The organism is Bdellovibrio sp. ZAP7 (assembly GCF_006874645.1).
In the GTDB taxonomy this organism is placed as follows: Bacteria; Bdellovibrionota; Bdellovibrionia; order Bdellovibrionales; family Bdellovibrionaceae; genus Bdellovibrio.
This window is the reverse complement of record NZ_CP030082.1, coordinates 2064195-2080599: the sequence shown is the minus strand read 5'-3', so window position 1 is coordinate 2080599 and position 16405 is coordinate 2064195. Positions and strand designations below refer to the sequence as shown.

Here is a 16405-nt window from a genome sequence, read left to right as displayed (position 1 = left end):
CCCACCAGCGCTTTTTTCATTGGAGACTTGGATGCGGAGATTGTTTAAAGAATAAGCTTACGAAGCTCTTGTTGAGAGTAAACGTAGTCCGCGTAGACCATCGTATTTGCGATGTTTCTGTGGCCCAAAGCGACCTGCACCAGGCGCAAATCCTTGGTTTTTCGATACAGTTCGATCGCAAAAGTATGCCTTAAAGAGTGGAACTTTTTAGGGACCGGGCGATACATTTCCCAGATTTGATAAAGTCGGGGATAGGTGATCGGAAAAACCTGATGACCACCCTGCTGTTCGGCGAACCGATGAAGGCGTTCAAAAATAGCTGAATGAATCGGGATTTCCCGGTCATTTGAGTTCTTAAGACCCCGGATAAAGATGCTTTCATCGTAGGGGTTTAGATCTGACCTTTGAATATTAAGGATTTCTTGGGCCCGGGCGCCGGTCTTCAAACCCACCCAAAACATCAAACAATTGCGTGGATCCTTGAGTTCAAAATCCGTGAGAATTTTTCGCAAACGTTCAACCTCGGGTTCGAGGAGATATTTGTTCTTATTGAGTTGATACCTAGGTGCCGGAGCCATGATTCATCATTCAAAAGTTAAATGGGGTCTGGCAATCGATATCTCGCAACGCATTGCATTCAAAGTGGTGATAGGTAAATAATATTTGTTTACATGCGCTAGACTCGACGCGTCTAGGTTAATCCCTAAAAACCACCACATAAAATAACCAGTATATTCATATACATAGCACTATAGCTTATGGCTATAAGCTATAGTCGGAATTGAAAAAGGGGTCTACAGGGGTACCCAGGACGGATTCTTTTGTGGTTTCAAAGACTTAGCTTGACTCCCCATCGGGACCTTTTAAAGTATACATGTATTTCACAACGTATTTCAATGCGTATAACAACACTAATATTGTGAATTACAACAGTCCGGGAGGCTTTAAATGGATATGGAGACCCATGGTCTAGGTCAGGGACCCCTTGAAAAGGACGTTTCAAACGAGGGCTATATCGAAGGGTCTTTGAACCCTTCATTTGAAATCGAGGCAGGGGAGGATACTCCCCGTTCAAAGACCTCTTTAAGAATGCATTATGAAGCCCAAGTTTCAGTTCTTCGTCGTCAGATGGGGGACTTGGAATCGATTCGTTTGGGATTAGGCCTTTCGCAACGTAAAATGAGCCAATTATTGATGGTCGATCCAAGCAGTTGGACTCGATGGACGAAGCAAGGCGATGAAGCTCCCCCGCATGTTTGGCGCGCTCTTCAGTGGTATTCGATTTTGAACGAAAAAATCCCTGGTTTGACGCCGCAATATTTCATGAATCAAAGCCCTCAGGTCCTTCATCAAAAGGCTTTGCAGGAATTGGAATCAGAAAAAGCCGAAAGACAGGCTGAAATGTCGGTTTTATCGCGCAAATTGGATGGTTTTTCGGTTGAAAAGCAGGCTTTGAACGCAGAAGTCGCAAAGCTTAAAAAAGACCTTAAATTTCACCGAAAAATCAGTATATTCATTCTTTCTCTGTCACTCATTTGGGCTGCAGTCTTCTTAGTTTGGAAATTTATATGATTAAACACGATTCAATCCGCCTTTTAGCCACTGAAAAAATCGCCGCTGCGATTGAAAAGATGGGTCATTCTTTATCTGCAGACGAAATCTATAAAGCTTTGGTTGAACCGCCAAATTCAGACATGGGTGACTTGGCGTATGGTTGCTTTATTTTGGCGAAATCGTTGAAAAAAGGTCCTCCGCAAATTTCTGGCGAATTAGCTGCTAATATGGAACTAGATTCCAACTTGATTCGCGCTCAAGCTGCTGGACCGTATTTGAATCTGACTTTTGCTCCGCAAGCTTTTGGTGAAAAAGTTTTGAATCCTATTTTAACGGGCGAACACTTTAAAAAAGCCCTTGTTGAAAAGGCACCGAAAACAATGATCGAGTACTCTCAGCCAAATACGCACAAAGAACTTCACGTGGGGCACATGCGTAACTTGTGTTTGGGTGATTCTATTGTTCGTATGTTGAGATACGCAGGTCGCGAGATCGTTTCTGCAACTTTCCCAGGTGATATGGGAACTCACGTGGCTAAATGTCTTTGGTATATGAAAAAGCACAACCAAGAACCTGTTCCTGCAACTGGAAAAGGCGAATGGTTAGGCAGCATGTATTCCAAGGCCAATTTGCTATTGGAAGATCAAAACGGAACTCCCCAGGAAGATTTAAATCGTCAGGAGCTGACAGCGATCCTTAAACAATTGGAAGCTGAAAACGGTCCTTACTATGACCTTTGGAAAGAGACTCGCGAATGGTCTATCGAATTGATGAAGTCTGTCTATAAATGGGCGGATGTCACTTTCGACGAATGGTATTTTGAATCCGAAATGGATGCTCCATCTGCAGCATGGGTTAAAGAACTATATGCTGAAGGTAAATTGGAAAAGTCCGAAGGTGCGATCGGTAAAAATTTGGAAGCTGAGAAATTGGGCTTCTGTATGCTTTTGAAATCCGACGGCACAGGACTTTATGCGACCAAAGATTTGTTGTTGGCTCGTCATAAATTCCAAGACGTACAAATTGAGAAATCAGTTTATATCGTGGATATGCGCCAAGCTTTGCACTTTAAACAAGTCTTCCGCGTTCTTGAAATGCTGGGCTTTGAACAAGCTAAGAATTGCTTCCATCTTCAATACAACTATGTGGAACTTCCAGATGGCGCGATGAGCTCTCGTAAAGGGAATATCGTTCCGTTAAATGATCTGGTTCGCAACATGGAAGAGCACGTTAAGACTCAATACTTGTCTCGTTATAAAGACGAATGGTCTCAAGAAGACGTGAACTTGATTGCTGCGCAAGTGGCAAAAGGTGCGATTTTCTATGGAATGCTTCGTATGGATACAAATAAGAAGATCGTATTCGATATGAACGAGTGGTTGAAACTTGATGGGGAGTCTGGACCATTCATCCAGTATTCTCATGCACGTATTCAAAGCTTGTTACGTAAATTCCCGCGCACTCAAAAAACTGTGAACTGGGCGTTGCTAACTCACCCGGCAGAAAAACAAATGATGCAGGCAGTGTCTGGATTTAATACGGCTGTGGCGCAAGCTGCAGAAAATTATAAACCGGCTGCGATCTGTACTTATTTGTATGAGACTGCTAAGAAATTTAATGTGTTCTATCACGAGTGCGCGATTGGTACTGAAAAAGACGAATCTATTCGTGAAGCACGTCTTGCTTTAAGCGCTGCTGTAGGTGCGACTTTAAAACAAGGCATGGCTGTTCTTGGAATGCCTGCGCCTGACAAGATGTAAAGCGCTATGACATACGCTGAATCGGTAACGAAAATGTGGCAAACGTATCACGAGGCACTTGGGGTTTTGGTGCCAGCTGCAATCGTTGCTGATTCTTTTTCCGATAACCCACAAGAAGCGACTGAACTTTCTGTGCTCGTAGACAAGGGTGTTAAACGGGCCACGGCATCTGCTCTTTGGTCTTTCGAAAAAACTTCGACCGAAATTCCTGCGGTTGGTGGGATCTTTATCGTAACTGATGGTAAAGGCGAAGCCGTCTGCATCGTAAAGACCACGAAGGTGTCCATTATCCCTTTTAATGAAATCAGTGAGGACAATGCTTTTACAGAAGGCGAAGGTGACAAGTCTCTTAAGTACTGGCGCCGAGTTCACATTGAATTTTACAAAAGACAGTTTGCTCCGCTGGGCCTCACTTTCGAAGAAACAATGCCCATCGTTTTCGAGGAATTCGAAAAAGTTTTTCCTTAAGAGAGTAAAATCATCGATTTCATTAAATAGACTGGTCTCGAGTCTTAGCTCGGTGCATCTAGTGCTGGGTGTAAGTGCTAGTATTTTTACTCAGATAGAACAATGATCCCTAGGCAATTCTAATTAAGGAGAATTTTCCATGGGAACGTTTGAGTTAATCTCTAAACATGGTGACCACGAACAAGTGGTATTCTGTAATGACCCTGCTGTGGGTCTTAAGGCGATCATCGCAATCCATAACACATCTTTGGGTCCTGCTTTGGGCGGTACTCGTATGTGGAACTATAAAAATGAAGATGAAGCCTTGGTAGACGTTCTTCGTCTGTCTAAAGGTATGACTTATAAAGCGGCTGCTTCAGGTTTGAACTTGGGTGGTGGTAAAGCTGTTATCATCGGCGACTCTAAGACTCAAAAGTCTGAAGGTCTATTCCGTGCTTTTGGTCAGTTCGTGAACTCTTTGAATGGTAAATACATCACGGCTGAAGACGTGGGTACATCAGTTCAAGACATGGAACATATCTATATGGAGACTCCATTCGTAACTGGTATCCCTAAAGACTTCGGTGGTTCTGGCGATCCATCTCCATACACTGCACACGGTGTATTGATGGGTATCAAAGCTTCTGCAGCTGAAAAATTCGGCACTGATTCTTTGAAAGGTATGCGCGTAGCGGTTCAAGGTCTTGGTAACGTAGGTTCCAACCTTGTTAAGTACCTTAAAGAAGAAGGCGCAGAGATCATCGTTGCGGATATCGATATGGCTCGTACTAAAAAGATCTCTGAAACTTACGGTGCCAAAGCCGTAAGCTCTGACGAAATCCTTTTCACTGAGTGCGATATCTTGGCTCCGTGTGCTTTGGGTGCGATCGTTAACGATCAATCCATCACTAAATTCAAAACTAAAGTGATCGCTGGTGGCGCGAATAACGTTTTGGCTGAAGCTCGTCACGGTGACCAATTGAAAGAATTGGGCATCTTGTACGCTCCAGACTATGTTATCAACGCTGGTGGCTTGATGAACGTATTTGTTGAGCTTGAAGGTTACTCTCCAGAGCGTGCTTTCGAAAAAACTAAACGCGTTTATGACAATATCGCGAAAGTTTACGAAGTTGCTAAACGTGACAATATCGGTACGCACACTGCTGCAGACCGTTTGGCTGAAGAGCGTATCAATACTATTGGTCGCTTGAAACAACGTCACCCAGGTAAATCTTCTCGTTCATTCACGACGTTGAAAGAAGTTTACAACCGCTAATCGGCGGTAGCCGGCAGAGCCGGAGCGCCGGTCGGCGCGCAGGCTGAAGCAGCTATTTGAACGCAAATTCGAGGCTCGTTGCCATTTGGTAACGGGCCTTTTTATTTTCAGTCGACGCAGCGAACTACGGGACGCTCGGGGTTGACTCTCGAGGGTCCGGGTTTAACAATTATTCGGTCTAAGTATTTATTAACAGCGAGGAATTATCTTGAGCACGAAGTTTTCTAAAGAAGATTTGAAGAACCCAGACCAAGTGACTAAAACATTGAGACAAGGCTTTGTTTGGACGACAACTCACTCCAAAATTGTGATCACTGCCGTTATCGCGTTTGTTGTTATCGGGGCTGGCGCATCTTTGATGGGCTATCTTTCCAATAAAAAAGAAGTGGCGACTCAAGAGAAATACTTCTCTTTGGAAAAATCCTACACTGAAAAAAAACGTGGCTTTGAAGAAGCAGCCCGCGCTGAAATGATGGCAGCGACCTCAAAAGATAAAAAAGGCGCTCCAGCATTTGACCCAAGCAAAAAAGCCAGCGGTGACATGCAAAAGGACTTCGGTACTTTGATCACGGGCTTTGAGGCTTTGATTAATGAAGCTCCGAAAACCGTGGCTGGCCAAATGGCGGCTTTGAATTTGAGCGATATCTACTTGTCTTACAAAAAATACGACGAAGCAGCTGAGGCTTTGAATAAAGTTGAAGCAGGTTTGAACAAGTCTGATCTGACTTCAGGTCTGGTTTGGATGCAAATGGGCAACGTCATGGCTGACAAAGGTGACTGCAAAGGTGCGATTGAAAAATGGAACGTGATTACAGCATCTAAAGCCTTTAACTTTGCTCATGATGAAGCGAAACTTCGTCAAGGTCTTTGCTATGAGACTTTAAATGACTCTGCGAAAGCAGAGCAACTATACACTGAAGTTTCCAATACAGCAGATACACAAAACACAGATTCCATCTCTTCTCGTGAAGCTGCGAAATACCTTCGTTTGTTGAAAGCGAAAAAGAATCTTTAGTTTTTAAGTAAGGGCGACCATGAAGTTTTTGATTTTTGGGGCTTTGGCTCTTTTTATGATGGGATGTACGACAATTGACCAGTCCGTAGATAAAACTATGGAGCAATGGCGTGCGCTCAATAACAGCAAAAGAACTTTCGAAGTTAAGACCGCATGGGTTCGTCAAACGACTCAAAAAGATAATCTGGGCTTCCGTAAAATCAATCGTATGACGCCGATCTTGGCCGGCAGCCTGGTTATTCAGGGTAACGGTATGGATGGTATTTCCGCTTATGGCCGCGAAGACGGTCAGTTGAAATGGCGTCTGCCAGTTAAAAACGGTGTTGAACCTAGTGCGACTTTGATTCGTGACCGTCTGTTTGTTGGTGCTAGTGATGGTAATTTCTATTCCATCGAAGCTAGTACTGGTCGCGTGCAATGGACCTTCCCAACGAAATCAGAAAACTTGTCCGAGCCGTTGCTTGATGAAGGTATTGTGTATTTCCTAGCGGGAAATAACGTTCTTTATGCATTAGATGCAGCCACAGGCCGTCAAGTTTGGTTGTACTCTCGTCAGGACACTTCGGTGTTCTCAATTCGTGGTGGCAGCAAGCCAGCGATCCGTAATGGAGTTCTTTATATTGGGTTCTCCGATGGTTCTTTGGTCGCGTTCAACGCGAAATCAGGGGCTGTAACTTGGGAATTGCAATTAAACCGCAACAAACGTTTCCGTGATATCGATGCGAGTCCTATTTTGGATGGGGAGCAAATCTATATCGCTGGATATGATGACAAGCTTTATGCCGTTTCTGCTGCCAAAGGTGAAGTCTTGTGGCGTGTGGATCAAGGTGGCTATAGCTCGGTTACAATTGTTGGCGATCGTGTGTATTATCCAACGACAACGGGTGAGGTTTTAGCTTTAAATAAATCCAATGGCCAAAAGGTCTGGAGCTTTAAAGTTAAAGACGGTATCGCAACGCAAGTAAAAGTCTTTAAAGGCATTCTGACCTTTGGTGAATCTCAAGGTCGTCTGCAGTTCTTGGATGCAGGAACTGGTCAAGTCTTGGGCGATATGGAGCCAGGCCGTGGTATTTTGTCGGCTCCGCAGGTGGATGAAAAAATGGACCGTGTGTATTTCATCTCAGGTGAAGCCAATCTGTATGCGATTGATGCACAATGGGTTCGTACAATTAACTAGTATCAAGGTCGGGGAGTGAGACGATGAGAAAATGGGTAACAGCAATTATTCCAGTCCTTATTTTGGCAGCTTGCTCTCATGGTGACTGCCGTGGCGAGAAAATGAAAAAGACTCAAGCCGAACCAGGAGCTGCCGTGACAACATCGAATACATCAGATCGTGTGAAAGTATTTAAGCCAGATGGCTCTTTGCAATGTGGTCAGGGTAAACGTATTCCGTTGGTTGATATGCAAAAAGACTTGGGCTCGGTTCAAGTTTACTCCAGCAAAAATGCAAATGACGGTATGATGCGCATTCAACTTTGCGGCAGTCCTACTGGCAACTGCAATGTCTATGAAATCGATCGCAAAGATCTCGCAGTCGCTCAAAAAGCTGGCTTTAAAGAGTGGACTGCAGAGTAGTTTTAGCACTCGTCTCATTCTGAGACGTACGCTCTGTATACGCTTAGATGACAATCCACGCGGGGAACTCTCTATTCCCCTTGTAAATTACATGAAATCAAATAGTTAACTGCGCACCCGTTTTGCACCTGGAACACGTTGAGGTGTCGTGTGCGCTTTTTATTCGTATTGCTATTTATATTCAATATGGGGGTTCAGGCCTTTGCAGATTCATCGAGAGATGCTGCCGTCGTTGAATCCGTGGATAGATTGCTCGCTGTAGATCGCCTTCAGTTCTACATCTTAAACCTAGCTGATTTTTTAAGTAATAAGCGCGATCCAAGCTTGGTGAAAACTCTTTATTCAATCACTCCTGAAGACATCTATAAGGCGACGTCAGATGCGACGATTTTAAATACTCCAGCTCATTGGGATGGCTTGATTTTATCTATCGTGAATAAGAAAGCTCCAGAGGTGAAAGCCACCGCGGCTGATTTTAAATGGGATTATAATTTCTTTAAAAACAAACTTGCGACGAAGTTCGTTGCTGACTCTCCAAAAGGGATCAAAGGTATAAAACCATTGGCTTTGGATTTTGCGGACGCTCCACTGAATGACACTCCAGAAGAACGTCTTGAATCAAAATACCTGATGGACGTTGAAAGATACATTTCTGAAAAAACAACTCGTGCTTTCGTTTGGGATGCGATCATTAACGAGCGTAATATTTCATTCACTATTGGTGATCAACGCGACTTCACTGAAACCGTGGAAAGAAATGGCTTTGAAATCGTAAAAGAAATCAAACCCATGGCCAGAAACTATAATAAGATTTATCTGGCGTTTAATCCCAAGACTCAAAAGCACTTTTATATGGTGAATCTGATCTCCGGTGCTGATCGTATTTTGCACTTTGTGGATCAAATCAAGGCACTTAAGTTTGATGGCAAAACATTTGCTTCAAAAAAAGGCCAGGTTTCAATCTATGGCGATGCGGATCGTTTTCATGAAAAACAGACGACCATCTTAAAAGACATTTTCAAGAATCTGCCGGTTGCAGATAAGGTTTTGATTGGTCAAAAAGGCGCGTTTGAAACGGCTATCAGAGATGCTGGTATGCTAGATATCGTCAAAACGCAGTCCTCGGAGCTGCTTAAAACGATGGGAGTTGATAAGCCATCACAAGTATCTAAGTTTAATGGCATGGCTCAGCGAGCGATGAAGGAATCTTCGTTTCAATTAGATGCTATCAACAACAGCAGTATAAAAATTGAAAACGTTTATGAAAAATACGGCGATAGTATTTCACGTTCGTATGCTCAGTTTACGTCAGAACAAGCCAGCCACGAGTTCAGTGACTATTTATTAGAAGATTCAAATGGTCAGATTAAACGTTGGCGTGTGTTTTCTGCGGTCTGGGGAGATGAAATCGTTCCGATCGCTCATGCTTTGAAAGACACAGGTCATAAGGACATCGTCTATATTGGTACGGCCGGCGCTATGGCCAATAAAGGTATTAAAGTCGGGGATGTCATCCGTGGTGGAGTCGTGCAAACTCATTCCGGAAAAAAACTAGCTTTTACTCAAGGTCATCTTGCGCCAACACCCCAAGACCGCGTGGCTGTTGTGGGGCAAGTTCACACACCTTTTGAAGAAACAGACGCGTGGCTCAAAAAGACGGCTGCTGGATTCGATATCGTTGAAGTTGAAACAGGTTATTTGCGCGAGATCATGGGTGCACAAACAAAACTTGAAACCTACTTTTTAATTTCAGACGTTGTAGGATCTGAGAATGAGACTTTGGCTCATGCAGCCCAGTCGTCTTCACGACGTAAGCGCAATCAATTGAAGCTTTTAGAAAACCTATTCATTCAAAACGGAATTCGTGCGCCTATTTCTAACTATGAACCGATTCCACAAAATGCACGATTCAAGGCTTTGTTCCGCAAGCTCACAGAGCTAAGTCCAAGCCGTGATGCAATCTCGGTATTCCAAATGGCACAAACCGCAATGCGTGCTGGATACACGGCGGAATCAGATTTGTCTGTTATTATGAAGCAACCAAACTTCAAACGAGCGGATTTTGACTTCTCGATGAAGAGTCTGGGAAGTTTACTGACAAATACGCAGCAAGCTTTGCCTCGTGGACAGTCTTTGAAAGTTTCCAGCGAAGACATCATGAAGGGTACTTTCAATCCCAAAGTGAAATCGACAGTTTATGTGATTGCTCCTGATGGAATGAGCGCGGACCAGTTTAAAGCTTACATCAATCCCACCAGCTTAGATTTTATGAAGAAATACTTTGATATTCGTGTGGTTGATGCAAAAGATCCCGCGGCTTCTGTAGGCCGTTCGGTTTGGACTTTAAGTTCAGATGTTCTCTTTGAAGTGTATCGTGATGCTCTAACCAAGTCTGGCTTTGGCTTAGAGATAGATATCTCTGGTAATTATCGTTTGAAAGAACTTGCTGGATCTATGGGAGCACCAAGATGTTCATCCGTGTTTATGTAGTCCTTGCGATTCTTTTGATACATAATTTCGCTTTTGCGGGTACTCCGCAGGAGCTGTCGTTTGATGAAAGTATTCGTAAGCTAGCATTCTTAATTGGCGATAATATGAGCCGAAAACATGGCGGTGGCATTTATGAAAATCAACTGGAACTTCGCGAATCCGCTGTCACAGCCATCGAAAAAGTTCCTTTGATCGATAATGAAAACCATAGCCGAATCGTTTCTAGTTATGGTTCTGATGGCATAACTATACGCCTGCAGTACGACGAAACGGTCGAAAAAAAGCCTGAATTGCTATTTAAAAACCTTTTGGTATTCACGCGTCTGACTCATTTTGATTTAGGTGCGGATATTCGTGTCGCGGACCGTGAGTTTGATAAATTGATATTTGATTCGCCACATACCTGGGCTGAATTACAGTTTAATAGTGAAAAGGGGAGTCTGGCAGCTCGTGCCCGTCTGGCTCATATTGAAAACGATTTGTTAAAATCATCTTATGCACAACCTACTGCCGAGTTTTTGGAGCAAATCACTAAGACATCGGGTCGAATTCAAAGGCTTTTACCAAGCTTGATTCAGGATTCCACAAAACAAACTCAAGAATCAGATCTACTGGCTTTAAAATCGGAACGCTTACAGAAAAAATCAACGGATACCTGGAGATCTGAAACCAAGACTTTGGATCAATGGGAATCCCAGGCGGACAAACTGAATGATTTGATTTTAAAAAATGATCGCCAGGCTGTTGCACAAATGATTTCTGATTTCTTACCTTGGGCTTCGATGTCTCCATCAGAATCCAGCGCTTGGAACTTGTGGCTTGAAGCTATTCGTCATCCTGATTTAACAAAATCCACGGTGGCATTTCGCGGTGTTGATTATGCGACTGATAAAATTCAACGTGTAAACATGCCTGATGGTGAAAGTCGCGTGGCTTTTATGTCGACGGTTTTAACCAAGAATCAAGGCAGCTATACCAGACGTTTAAGATCTCTTTCAGTAAATCGCTTGCAGAATGGCGATATCGCTATTGAAAAGTACAAATCGGGTGCGGCCGTCGTTGGAATATCAGATCAAATGACGAACCATGCGCATGAACCAAGAAGTTCAAGTTTCTTGTCGTTTACCTATGATCCTTGGGTGGCTACAAAGTTCGTGGGCAGAAAAAAGATTCTCGATGATAAAGGCAAGATGAAACACATTCCTAACGGCGGGACTTTGGCCGTAAGAATTGACAGTCGTCGTTTATTTCCAAACATCATGTCGGAATATCCTGGGGAAATCGAATTGCTGGCGCCATTAGTTATCTTTCCTGATGAAGTTGTCGCTTATAAAGAAGGTCCTTTTACAGGACAAACCAACAATGACACGATGGATGCCTTTTTAGAAACGGTCGCAGAAAAGACAAATACTAAGGTGACCATTTGGACTGATCGCGCGGCTAAGAAATCTGTGTTTAAATTCTATTTTAAACGCGATGGATACGGCTTTATGGAAAAATTCCTGCCGAATAATCCGATATCTGCGCCATTGTGTTCACGTATTTTCAGATAACCATTGAAACATAATGATATCTTCTTAAAGATAGTTTTCACGCAGGGTCCAGGTGTTAAATCTGAACTCTGATTTCACGTTTAATCCTACTGAATTTGCTAGTTATTTTATCCTTAATTCCAATCGTATAAATTAAAGAAATGGTTCGAGATTATTCCGCGTAAAAATTTGTTCTTTGAAGTTTGATTTGAATGTTTGAAATCAAATTTTATATTTCAACAATCAGTTTGGATTCGAATTCATCATTGAAACTAGGTTTTTAAATATATCGATTTCGAACCAAAATCTCATCGAATTAAAATCCGACGCATTTACATCGAAATATCTACCTAATTGGTGGCTTTAAAATGATTCGTTTTAAAACATTTAAAAGGATCATCAAATAAGTAAGGTTTTTGATGCCTATTTGGCTTTAATTAAAAGATCACGAATCCAGGCATATCAATAGACCCATAAAAAGGTATGTTTAAAGGAGGGCTTTTAAACGATGAATTCAGAGACGTTGAATTTAGGTCGAGTTTCAAGGTTTAAAAGCATTCAAAGATTGAGTTTAAACAGCAAAAATATAGGCTTAAATAATCAGCGAAGATCGATTCATTAAATCAGCCAGGAATGGGGAGTTTCAATGGATCTGATCGCTGAAATGGATACAAATCCCACTAAATATCAGATCAAATATATACGATTTAAACCTTAAAGAAGCCCTCTAATCAAATCAGATACATATACACCGTTACATAATATAACTTATCAGAAGCTTTTGTGGGTCTCTTTCCAGACCCTGTTTAACGTCAAAACTTAACTACTTTAACATGATGTATTTGTTTAAAATAACGAGTCGACAGCTGACTTTTTCAGTCTGGTCCTTTGCTTGCAATATTTAAAATCCATGAGTATTCGACGCATATGTGCTGGTTTAAACCTTAAGGCTTCGCTATGGCTGTTCATTCTATTTACAGCTGTATTGCCGTTTCATGCCCATGGCGCCCATAGCTGCGAATACGTCTTTGCAGAGGAACTTTTGGTCGTTCCACGCGTGTTTTATAAACGTATAGTCAGTAAAAATCTTGTCGAAAACTCTGCTCAGAACAATCAGATTAAAGCGCAAATTGCAAAATTGGCCGAGGCCGTTCTCCATGAAAATTCCCGAACTATTGAAAAAGGCCGCGCTTACAACAAAGTTCACATGACTGATTTCACCGTTGCCGACGTTAAATTAATGCCTGGCAATTTGGTCGATGGTTATGGTCTTTTTATCGTTAAACTCATTAACAAACACGATGGCGATATCGAGTTTGAACAAATTCGTTCTAATGGCTATGCCGCTTTTGTGGATAGATCTTTTCAATTCCGTGATGGTATTTCCAATGATCCCGTAGTGCGAAGATTTAAAGCTTCTTATGTTGACGAAAATGGTACGATTAAAACGGCAGACCAAGGTGAGATTTTTATTTCCAGTCTACCCGATCAAATTAATCTTTCCAGAGTTATGAATCAAACTGAACGCGAGCAATGGGTGGATGGAAAACCCATTAAAACAGACCCTTTCGGCGCCAGAACTCACTTCGCGGTTAACTATTTTAAGTTTCAAAAGCAGGAACCATACTTGATTCCTTTTTCCAAGGAACAGCTTCTGAATGCCTATCGCCGTGGTGATGTTGAAATCAATACTTACGATATGGTTTCTCACAATGAATTATGGCACGGCAAAGTCGATCTTGAATTCGAGGTTGTTTTCACAGGGATTAAATCCATGGAAACCTTACGACCGTTGCTACAAGAGACTTTGCGCCAGGACATCTTGCCTTTTAAATAAATACTATTGAGTGTGATAAAGTCGTGCTTTGATTTCAGAAATACGCTCTTCCACAAATGGAGTTGGGTCTGGAGTTGATTTGAACTTTCCAGAAGTATAGTCCAGTAAGGCTGCCTCATAGTAAGGTTGAGCATCAGAGTATCTTTTTAAGTCGTAATAAGTGTTAGCGATATTCAAATTCGGAACATCATGAAGTTTGGGATTTGTTTTCGCTTTTTCTTTGAGATCCAAATACAATTCCAAAGACTTATTTAAATCACCCAGGTAATTGTAATAAGCGGCTTCCTGAAATTGTTTTTCTTCCGGTGGATAAAAATCTTCGATCATTTTTTTTACGATGTCTTTGTACTGATCTTTGAATTCAGGTTTTCTTAATTTAGAACGTAAAAATGAAATCAAACTATCAATTGCCCGGTTATTTCCGGCCGCCTTAAAGTCCTGGTACATTTTCATGGGGTCATCGCCCAAAACACAATTTTCGCCTTGAAAGCACTTTAGAACAAAGCTTTCAAAATTACCTGTGTTCAAAGTAATCACCGGTTTTTCGGGTTGAGCCTCATCGTGATAGATCACTTGATCTGTGCCTTGAGGAAGCTGAACACGGGTGATTCTGTTTTCCGGAATAACAGGGGGCTGAGTCGAATCAACTGTTGCGACCGACTCCCCGGCCTCATTACCCGTTTTTTTCGGGAAGAAAATCACGGCTAGAACAATCACGATGACTAAAATCACAAAAAGAATGATGGCGGTTTTTCTGTTTTTCATGGGTTTATGATGAACCAGTTTTAGTTCAAGGTCTACTGAAGCTGATTAAATTCACCTTGTTTTTCCCGCAAGAGCTCTTGAACGGAACGGATTACTTCCTGCTGGCCCTGTAGGTTTCGTTCAGCCTGATTGACTTGAGATTGTGCAGACATTTGCCCATAGCGAGTTTGTCGATAAGCGTATTCCAATCTTTGAATCTGTTCACGCAACGAATCTATTTGATCCTGCACATCAGCCCGGGCCGCTGCATTTTCAGAGGCAATTTGCCGGGCTTGAGCTTGCACATTCTGAGTTTGTTCCAAAGCTTGTGCGGAAATTTGCAGTCTTTGGACTTTCATATCCTGCAATTGTTGGTTTTGGGCCGCCAGCTGTTGTTGTAAAATGCTGACGTTTTGATCCCGCAAAGTCATGTAGTTCAAATTGCCCATCCAATACTCAAGATCCTCTTGAGTTCTGCGAATTATGGCCTCTTGATCCTTGATGTTTTTGTCCATTTGCTCGGTGTAAAATCGAGCGGCCGTATTAGTTTCGGTCGAAATGCGCTGGACCTCGCGCTGAATTTCCGCTTCATTAAATTGATCTCCGCGAAGAGTATCTGACAAAGTCTGGATCTCTTGATTGGCCGTGCTGATTTGATTGCGATAGTTCACTTCAACGCGATCAGGATTGGTTTTATTCCTGAGATCATCCAGATATTTGCGCTGCGTATCGAGTTTCTGATTTTCCTGATACAGCTGCGTGGAAAGATCCTGAATCTCTTTTTGCAGCTGAGTTTTACGAAGGGAATTATCGACGGTGGGCTGTTCCGTTACGGCTGCGGTACGACGACGTAAAAGGCGTTGGGTGTCGTCGTTCTTTTCATTGACGATTTCCTGTGTTCTTTTTAGTTCTTGGCCAAACTTGGTAAACCAGACTCCAAAGCCGATCACCAAGACCACCACTAAAATGATCAAAGAATTTCTGGTCACTCTTGCCGCCTATACCGGAATCTCCACAATAGAACGGATTCCATTTCGTGCTGTCATGGCATGTACAACGGCCCGCAATCCCATGATGGTTTTTCCTTGAGCTCCGATAACTTGACCTAAATTGTCTTTCGCACAATTCACACGGTAAACCGTCGTCTTTGGTCCCACATAAGTCGTGACCGTGACTGTTTCAGGCTGGTCCACTAAGAAGCGAACCACTTTTTCGATCAGTTGCCGGATTTCCTCGCGGTATTCATCAGCATTTATGTCATCACCTTTGATGCGATTTTCTTCTTTAAAACCTTTATATGATTCCATATCGTTCATTTCGAAACTCCTCTAATAAAATCAGCGGCTCCCTGACGATTGAAACTGCAGTGATATCCATAAACGGGTGCCCACTGTGCCTGGAAGCTATATTTATTTGTGATGTTAACGAATAATTGAGAGCCCTCTTGGAAGCCGAAATTGTCTCCCCGACCCGTTGATACATAATACACTGGCTTCAAAACCCCTTGAGGATAGGACACCGGTAATTTCAAGGGATCGTGGTGATCCCAATCCGCAGCATCGACAATAAAGTTTTTTGAAATATCGATAAGAGAATCCACCAGGAAGCTTTCAGCCCGCGTTCGCTGCTTGTAGTCTGCGATATCCTGGCTGCTTGAATAAGGGCCAATGACCGATAAAGCGGGACACAAAAGAAGTGCCTTCGAAAAATATCCAGGCATTCTTAACGTCGCTTCAGCCGCGTTAAAGCCCCCCATAGATTGCCCAATCAACATCCGTCGACCTTGCCCCAAACCACCCACTTCATTTTCTAAGAATGGCAGAATGTGATCTTTAAAAAGAGGCAGAGTTCTGGCTTTGGCATTATCCACCAGCATCCAAGCCGGACCGAAAGAGATTGTGATGACTGTCGGTTCATAACCCTTTAGTAACCAGCGTTTGGATATGGATCGCGTGTCGCCTTTATTAAACCAGGATTCGGCGTTGGCAGAGATGCCGTGAAAGAAATAGACGATGTCGTGATTGCGAGTGCGATCAACTTGATTGATACAATATTTGAAATTGACGCCATTCAGAGTTTTCGAAGAGCAGCTATAATCTAAGACACCAGCGACAGATATCTTTAGATATAGCAAAGTGAAGAGCGCTGAAATAAACGCAAGTCTTCGCACTG

General features: G+C 42.7%; 15 protein-coding genes. 10 read left to right on the top strand and 5 right to left on the bottom strand.

Features of this window, described 5'->3' with window-relative positions:
• Positions 1-44: 44 nt before the first annotated feature.
• A complete protein-coding gene (locus DOM22_RS10065) occupies positions 45-578 on the bottom strand; it encodes a tyrosine-type recombinase/integrase (protein WP_142700225.1) in 534 nt (177 codons plus the stop codon).
• Between the two features lie 370 nt (positions 579-948).
• Between DOM22_RS10065 and DOM22_RS10060 the strand changes: the two genes are divergently transcribed.
• The 10 genes from DOM22_RS10060 to DOM22_RS10015 all read left to right on the top strand — a co-directional run bounded on the left by DOM22_RS10060 (position 949) and on the right by DOM22_RS10015 (position 13489).
• Positions 949-1572: a hypothetical protein gene (locus DOM22_RS10060; protein ID WP_142700224.1), complete on the top strand. Its 624-nt coding sequence runs from the start codon at positions 949-951 to the stop codon at positions 1570-1572.
• Positions 1569-3314: an arginine--tRNA ligase gene (gene argS / locus DOM22_RS10055; RefSeq protein ID WP_142700223.1), complete on the top strand. Its 1746-nt coding sequence runs from the start codon at positions 1569-1571 to the stop codon at positions 3312-3314. Before DOM22_RS10060 ends, argS begins: the two co-directional genes overlap by 4 nt.
• A 6-nt stretch (positions 3315-3320) precedes the next feature.
• On the top strand, positions 3321-3782 hold the full coding sequence (locus tag DOM22_RS10050) for an ASCH domain-containing protein (RefSeq protein WP_142700222.1): 462 nt from the start codon (positions 3321-3323) through the stop codon (positions 3780-3782).
• 139 nt (positions 3783-3921) lie between these two features.
• A complete protein-coding gene (locus DOM22_RS10045; protein ID WP_142700221.1) occupies positions 3922-5037 on the top strand; it encodes a Glu/Leu/Phe/Val dehydrogenase in 1116 nt (371 codons plus the stop codon).
• A 208-nt stretch (positions 5038-5245) separates the two neighbouring features.
• Positions 5246-6052 carry a tol-pal system YbgF family protein gene (locus tag DOM22_RS10040; protein ID WP_142700220.1) on the top strand — a complete coding sequence of 269 codons (807 nt, stop codon included), beginning with the start codon at positions 5246-5248 and terminating at the stop codon, positions 6050-6052.
• A gap of 19 nt (positions 6053-6071) precedes the next feature.
• Positions 6072-7229 (top strand): PQQ-binding-like beta-propeller repeat protein, encoded by a 1158-nt coding sequence (locus DOM22_RS10035; protein ID WP_142700219.1) that lies wholly within the window; start codon positions 6072-6074, stop codon positions 7227-7229.
• Between the two features lie 23 nt (positions 7230-7252).
• Complete coding sequence (locus DOM22_RS10030) at positions 7253-7630, top strand: hypothetical protein (RefSeq protein ID WP_142700218.1); 378 nt, start codon at positions 7253-7255, stop codon at positions 7628-7630.
• 150 nt (positions 7631-7780) lie between these two features.
• Positions 7781-10120, top strand: coding sequence for a hypothetical protein (locus DOM22_RS10025; RefSeq protein WP_142700217.1), 2340 nt, complete (start codon positions 7781-7783; stop codon positions 10118-10120).
• Positions 10099-11673, top strand: coding sequence for a hypothetical protein (locus tag DOM22_RS10020; protein WP_142700216.1), 1575 nt, complete (start codon positions 10099-10101; stop codon positions 11671-11673). The genes DOM22_RS10025 and DOM22_RS10020 overlap by 22 nt, the downstream gene beginning before the upstream one ends.
• 889 nt (positions 11674-12562) lie before the next feature.
• A complete protein-coding gene (locus DOM22_RS10015; protein WP_142700215.1) occupies positions 12563-13489 on the top strand; it encodes a hypothetical protein in 927 nt (308 codons plus the stop codon).
• A gap of 3 nt (positions 13490-13492) precedes the next feature.
• Here DOM22_RS10015 and DOM22_RS10010 read toward each other — a convergent pair whose 3' ends face one another.
• Genes DOM22_RS10010 through DOM22_RS09995 form a run of 4 tightly spaced genes read right to left on the bottom strand, consistent with a single transcriptional unit; the run spans position 13493 to position 16403 of the window.
• Positions 13493-14254: a tetratricopeptide repeat protein gene (locus DOM22_RS10010; protein WP_142700214.1), complete on the bottom strand. Its 762-nt coding sequence runs from the start codon at positions 14252-14254 to the stop codon at positions 13493-13495.
• Between the two features lie 32 nt (positions 14255-14286).
• The gene (locus DOM22_RS10005) at positions 14287-15222 is read right to left on the bottom strand and encodes a hypothetical protein (RefSeq protein WP_142700213.1); all 936 of its coding nucleotides are present in this window, start codon (positions 15220-15222) and stop codon (positions 14287-14289) included.
• Between the two features lie 9 nt (positions 15223-15231).
• Positions 15232-15549, bottom strand: a complete 318-nt coding sequence (locus DOM22_RS10000) for a KH domain-containing protein (protein ID WP_142700212.1) — start codon at positions 15547-15549, stop codon at positions 15232-15234.
• Positions 15546-16403: an alpha/beta hydrolase-fold protein gene (locus tag DOM22_RS09995; RefSeq protein ID WP_168196623.1), complete on the bottom strand. Its 858-nt coding sequence runs from the start codon at positions 16401-16403 to the stop codon at positions 15546-15548. The genes DOM22_RS10000 and DOM22_RS09995 overlap by 4 nt, the downstream gene beginning before the upstream one ends.
• Positions 16404-16405 lie beyond the last annotated feature (2 nt).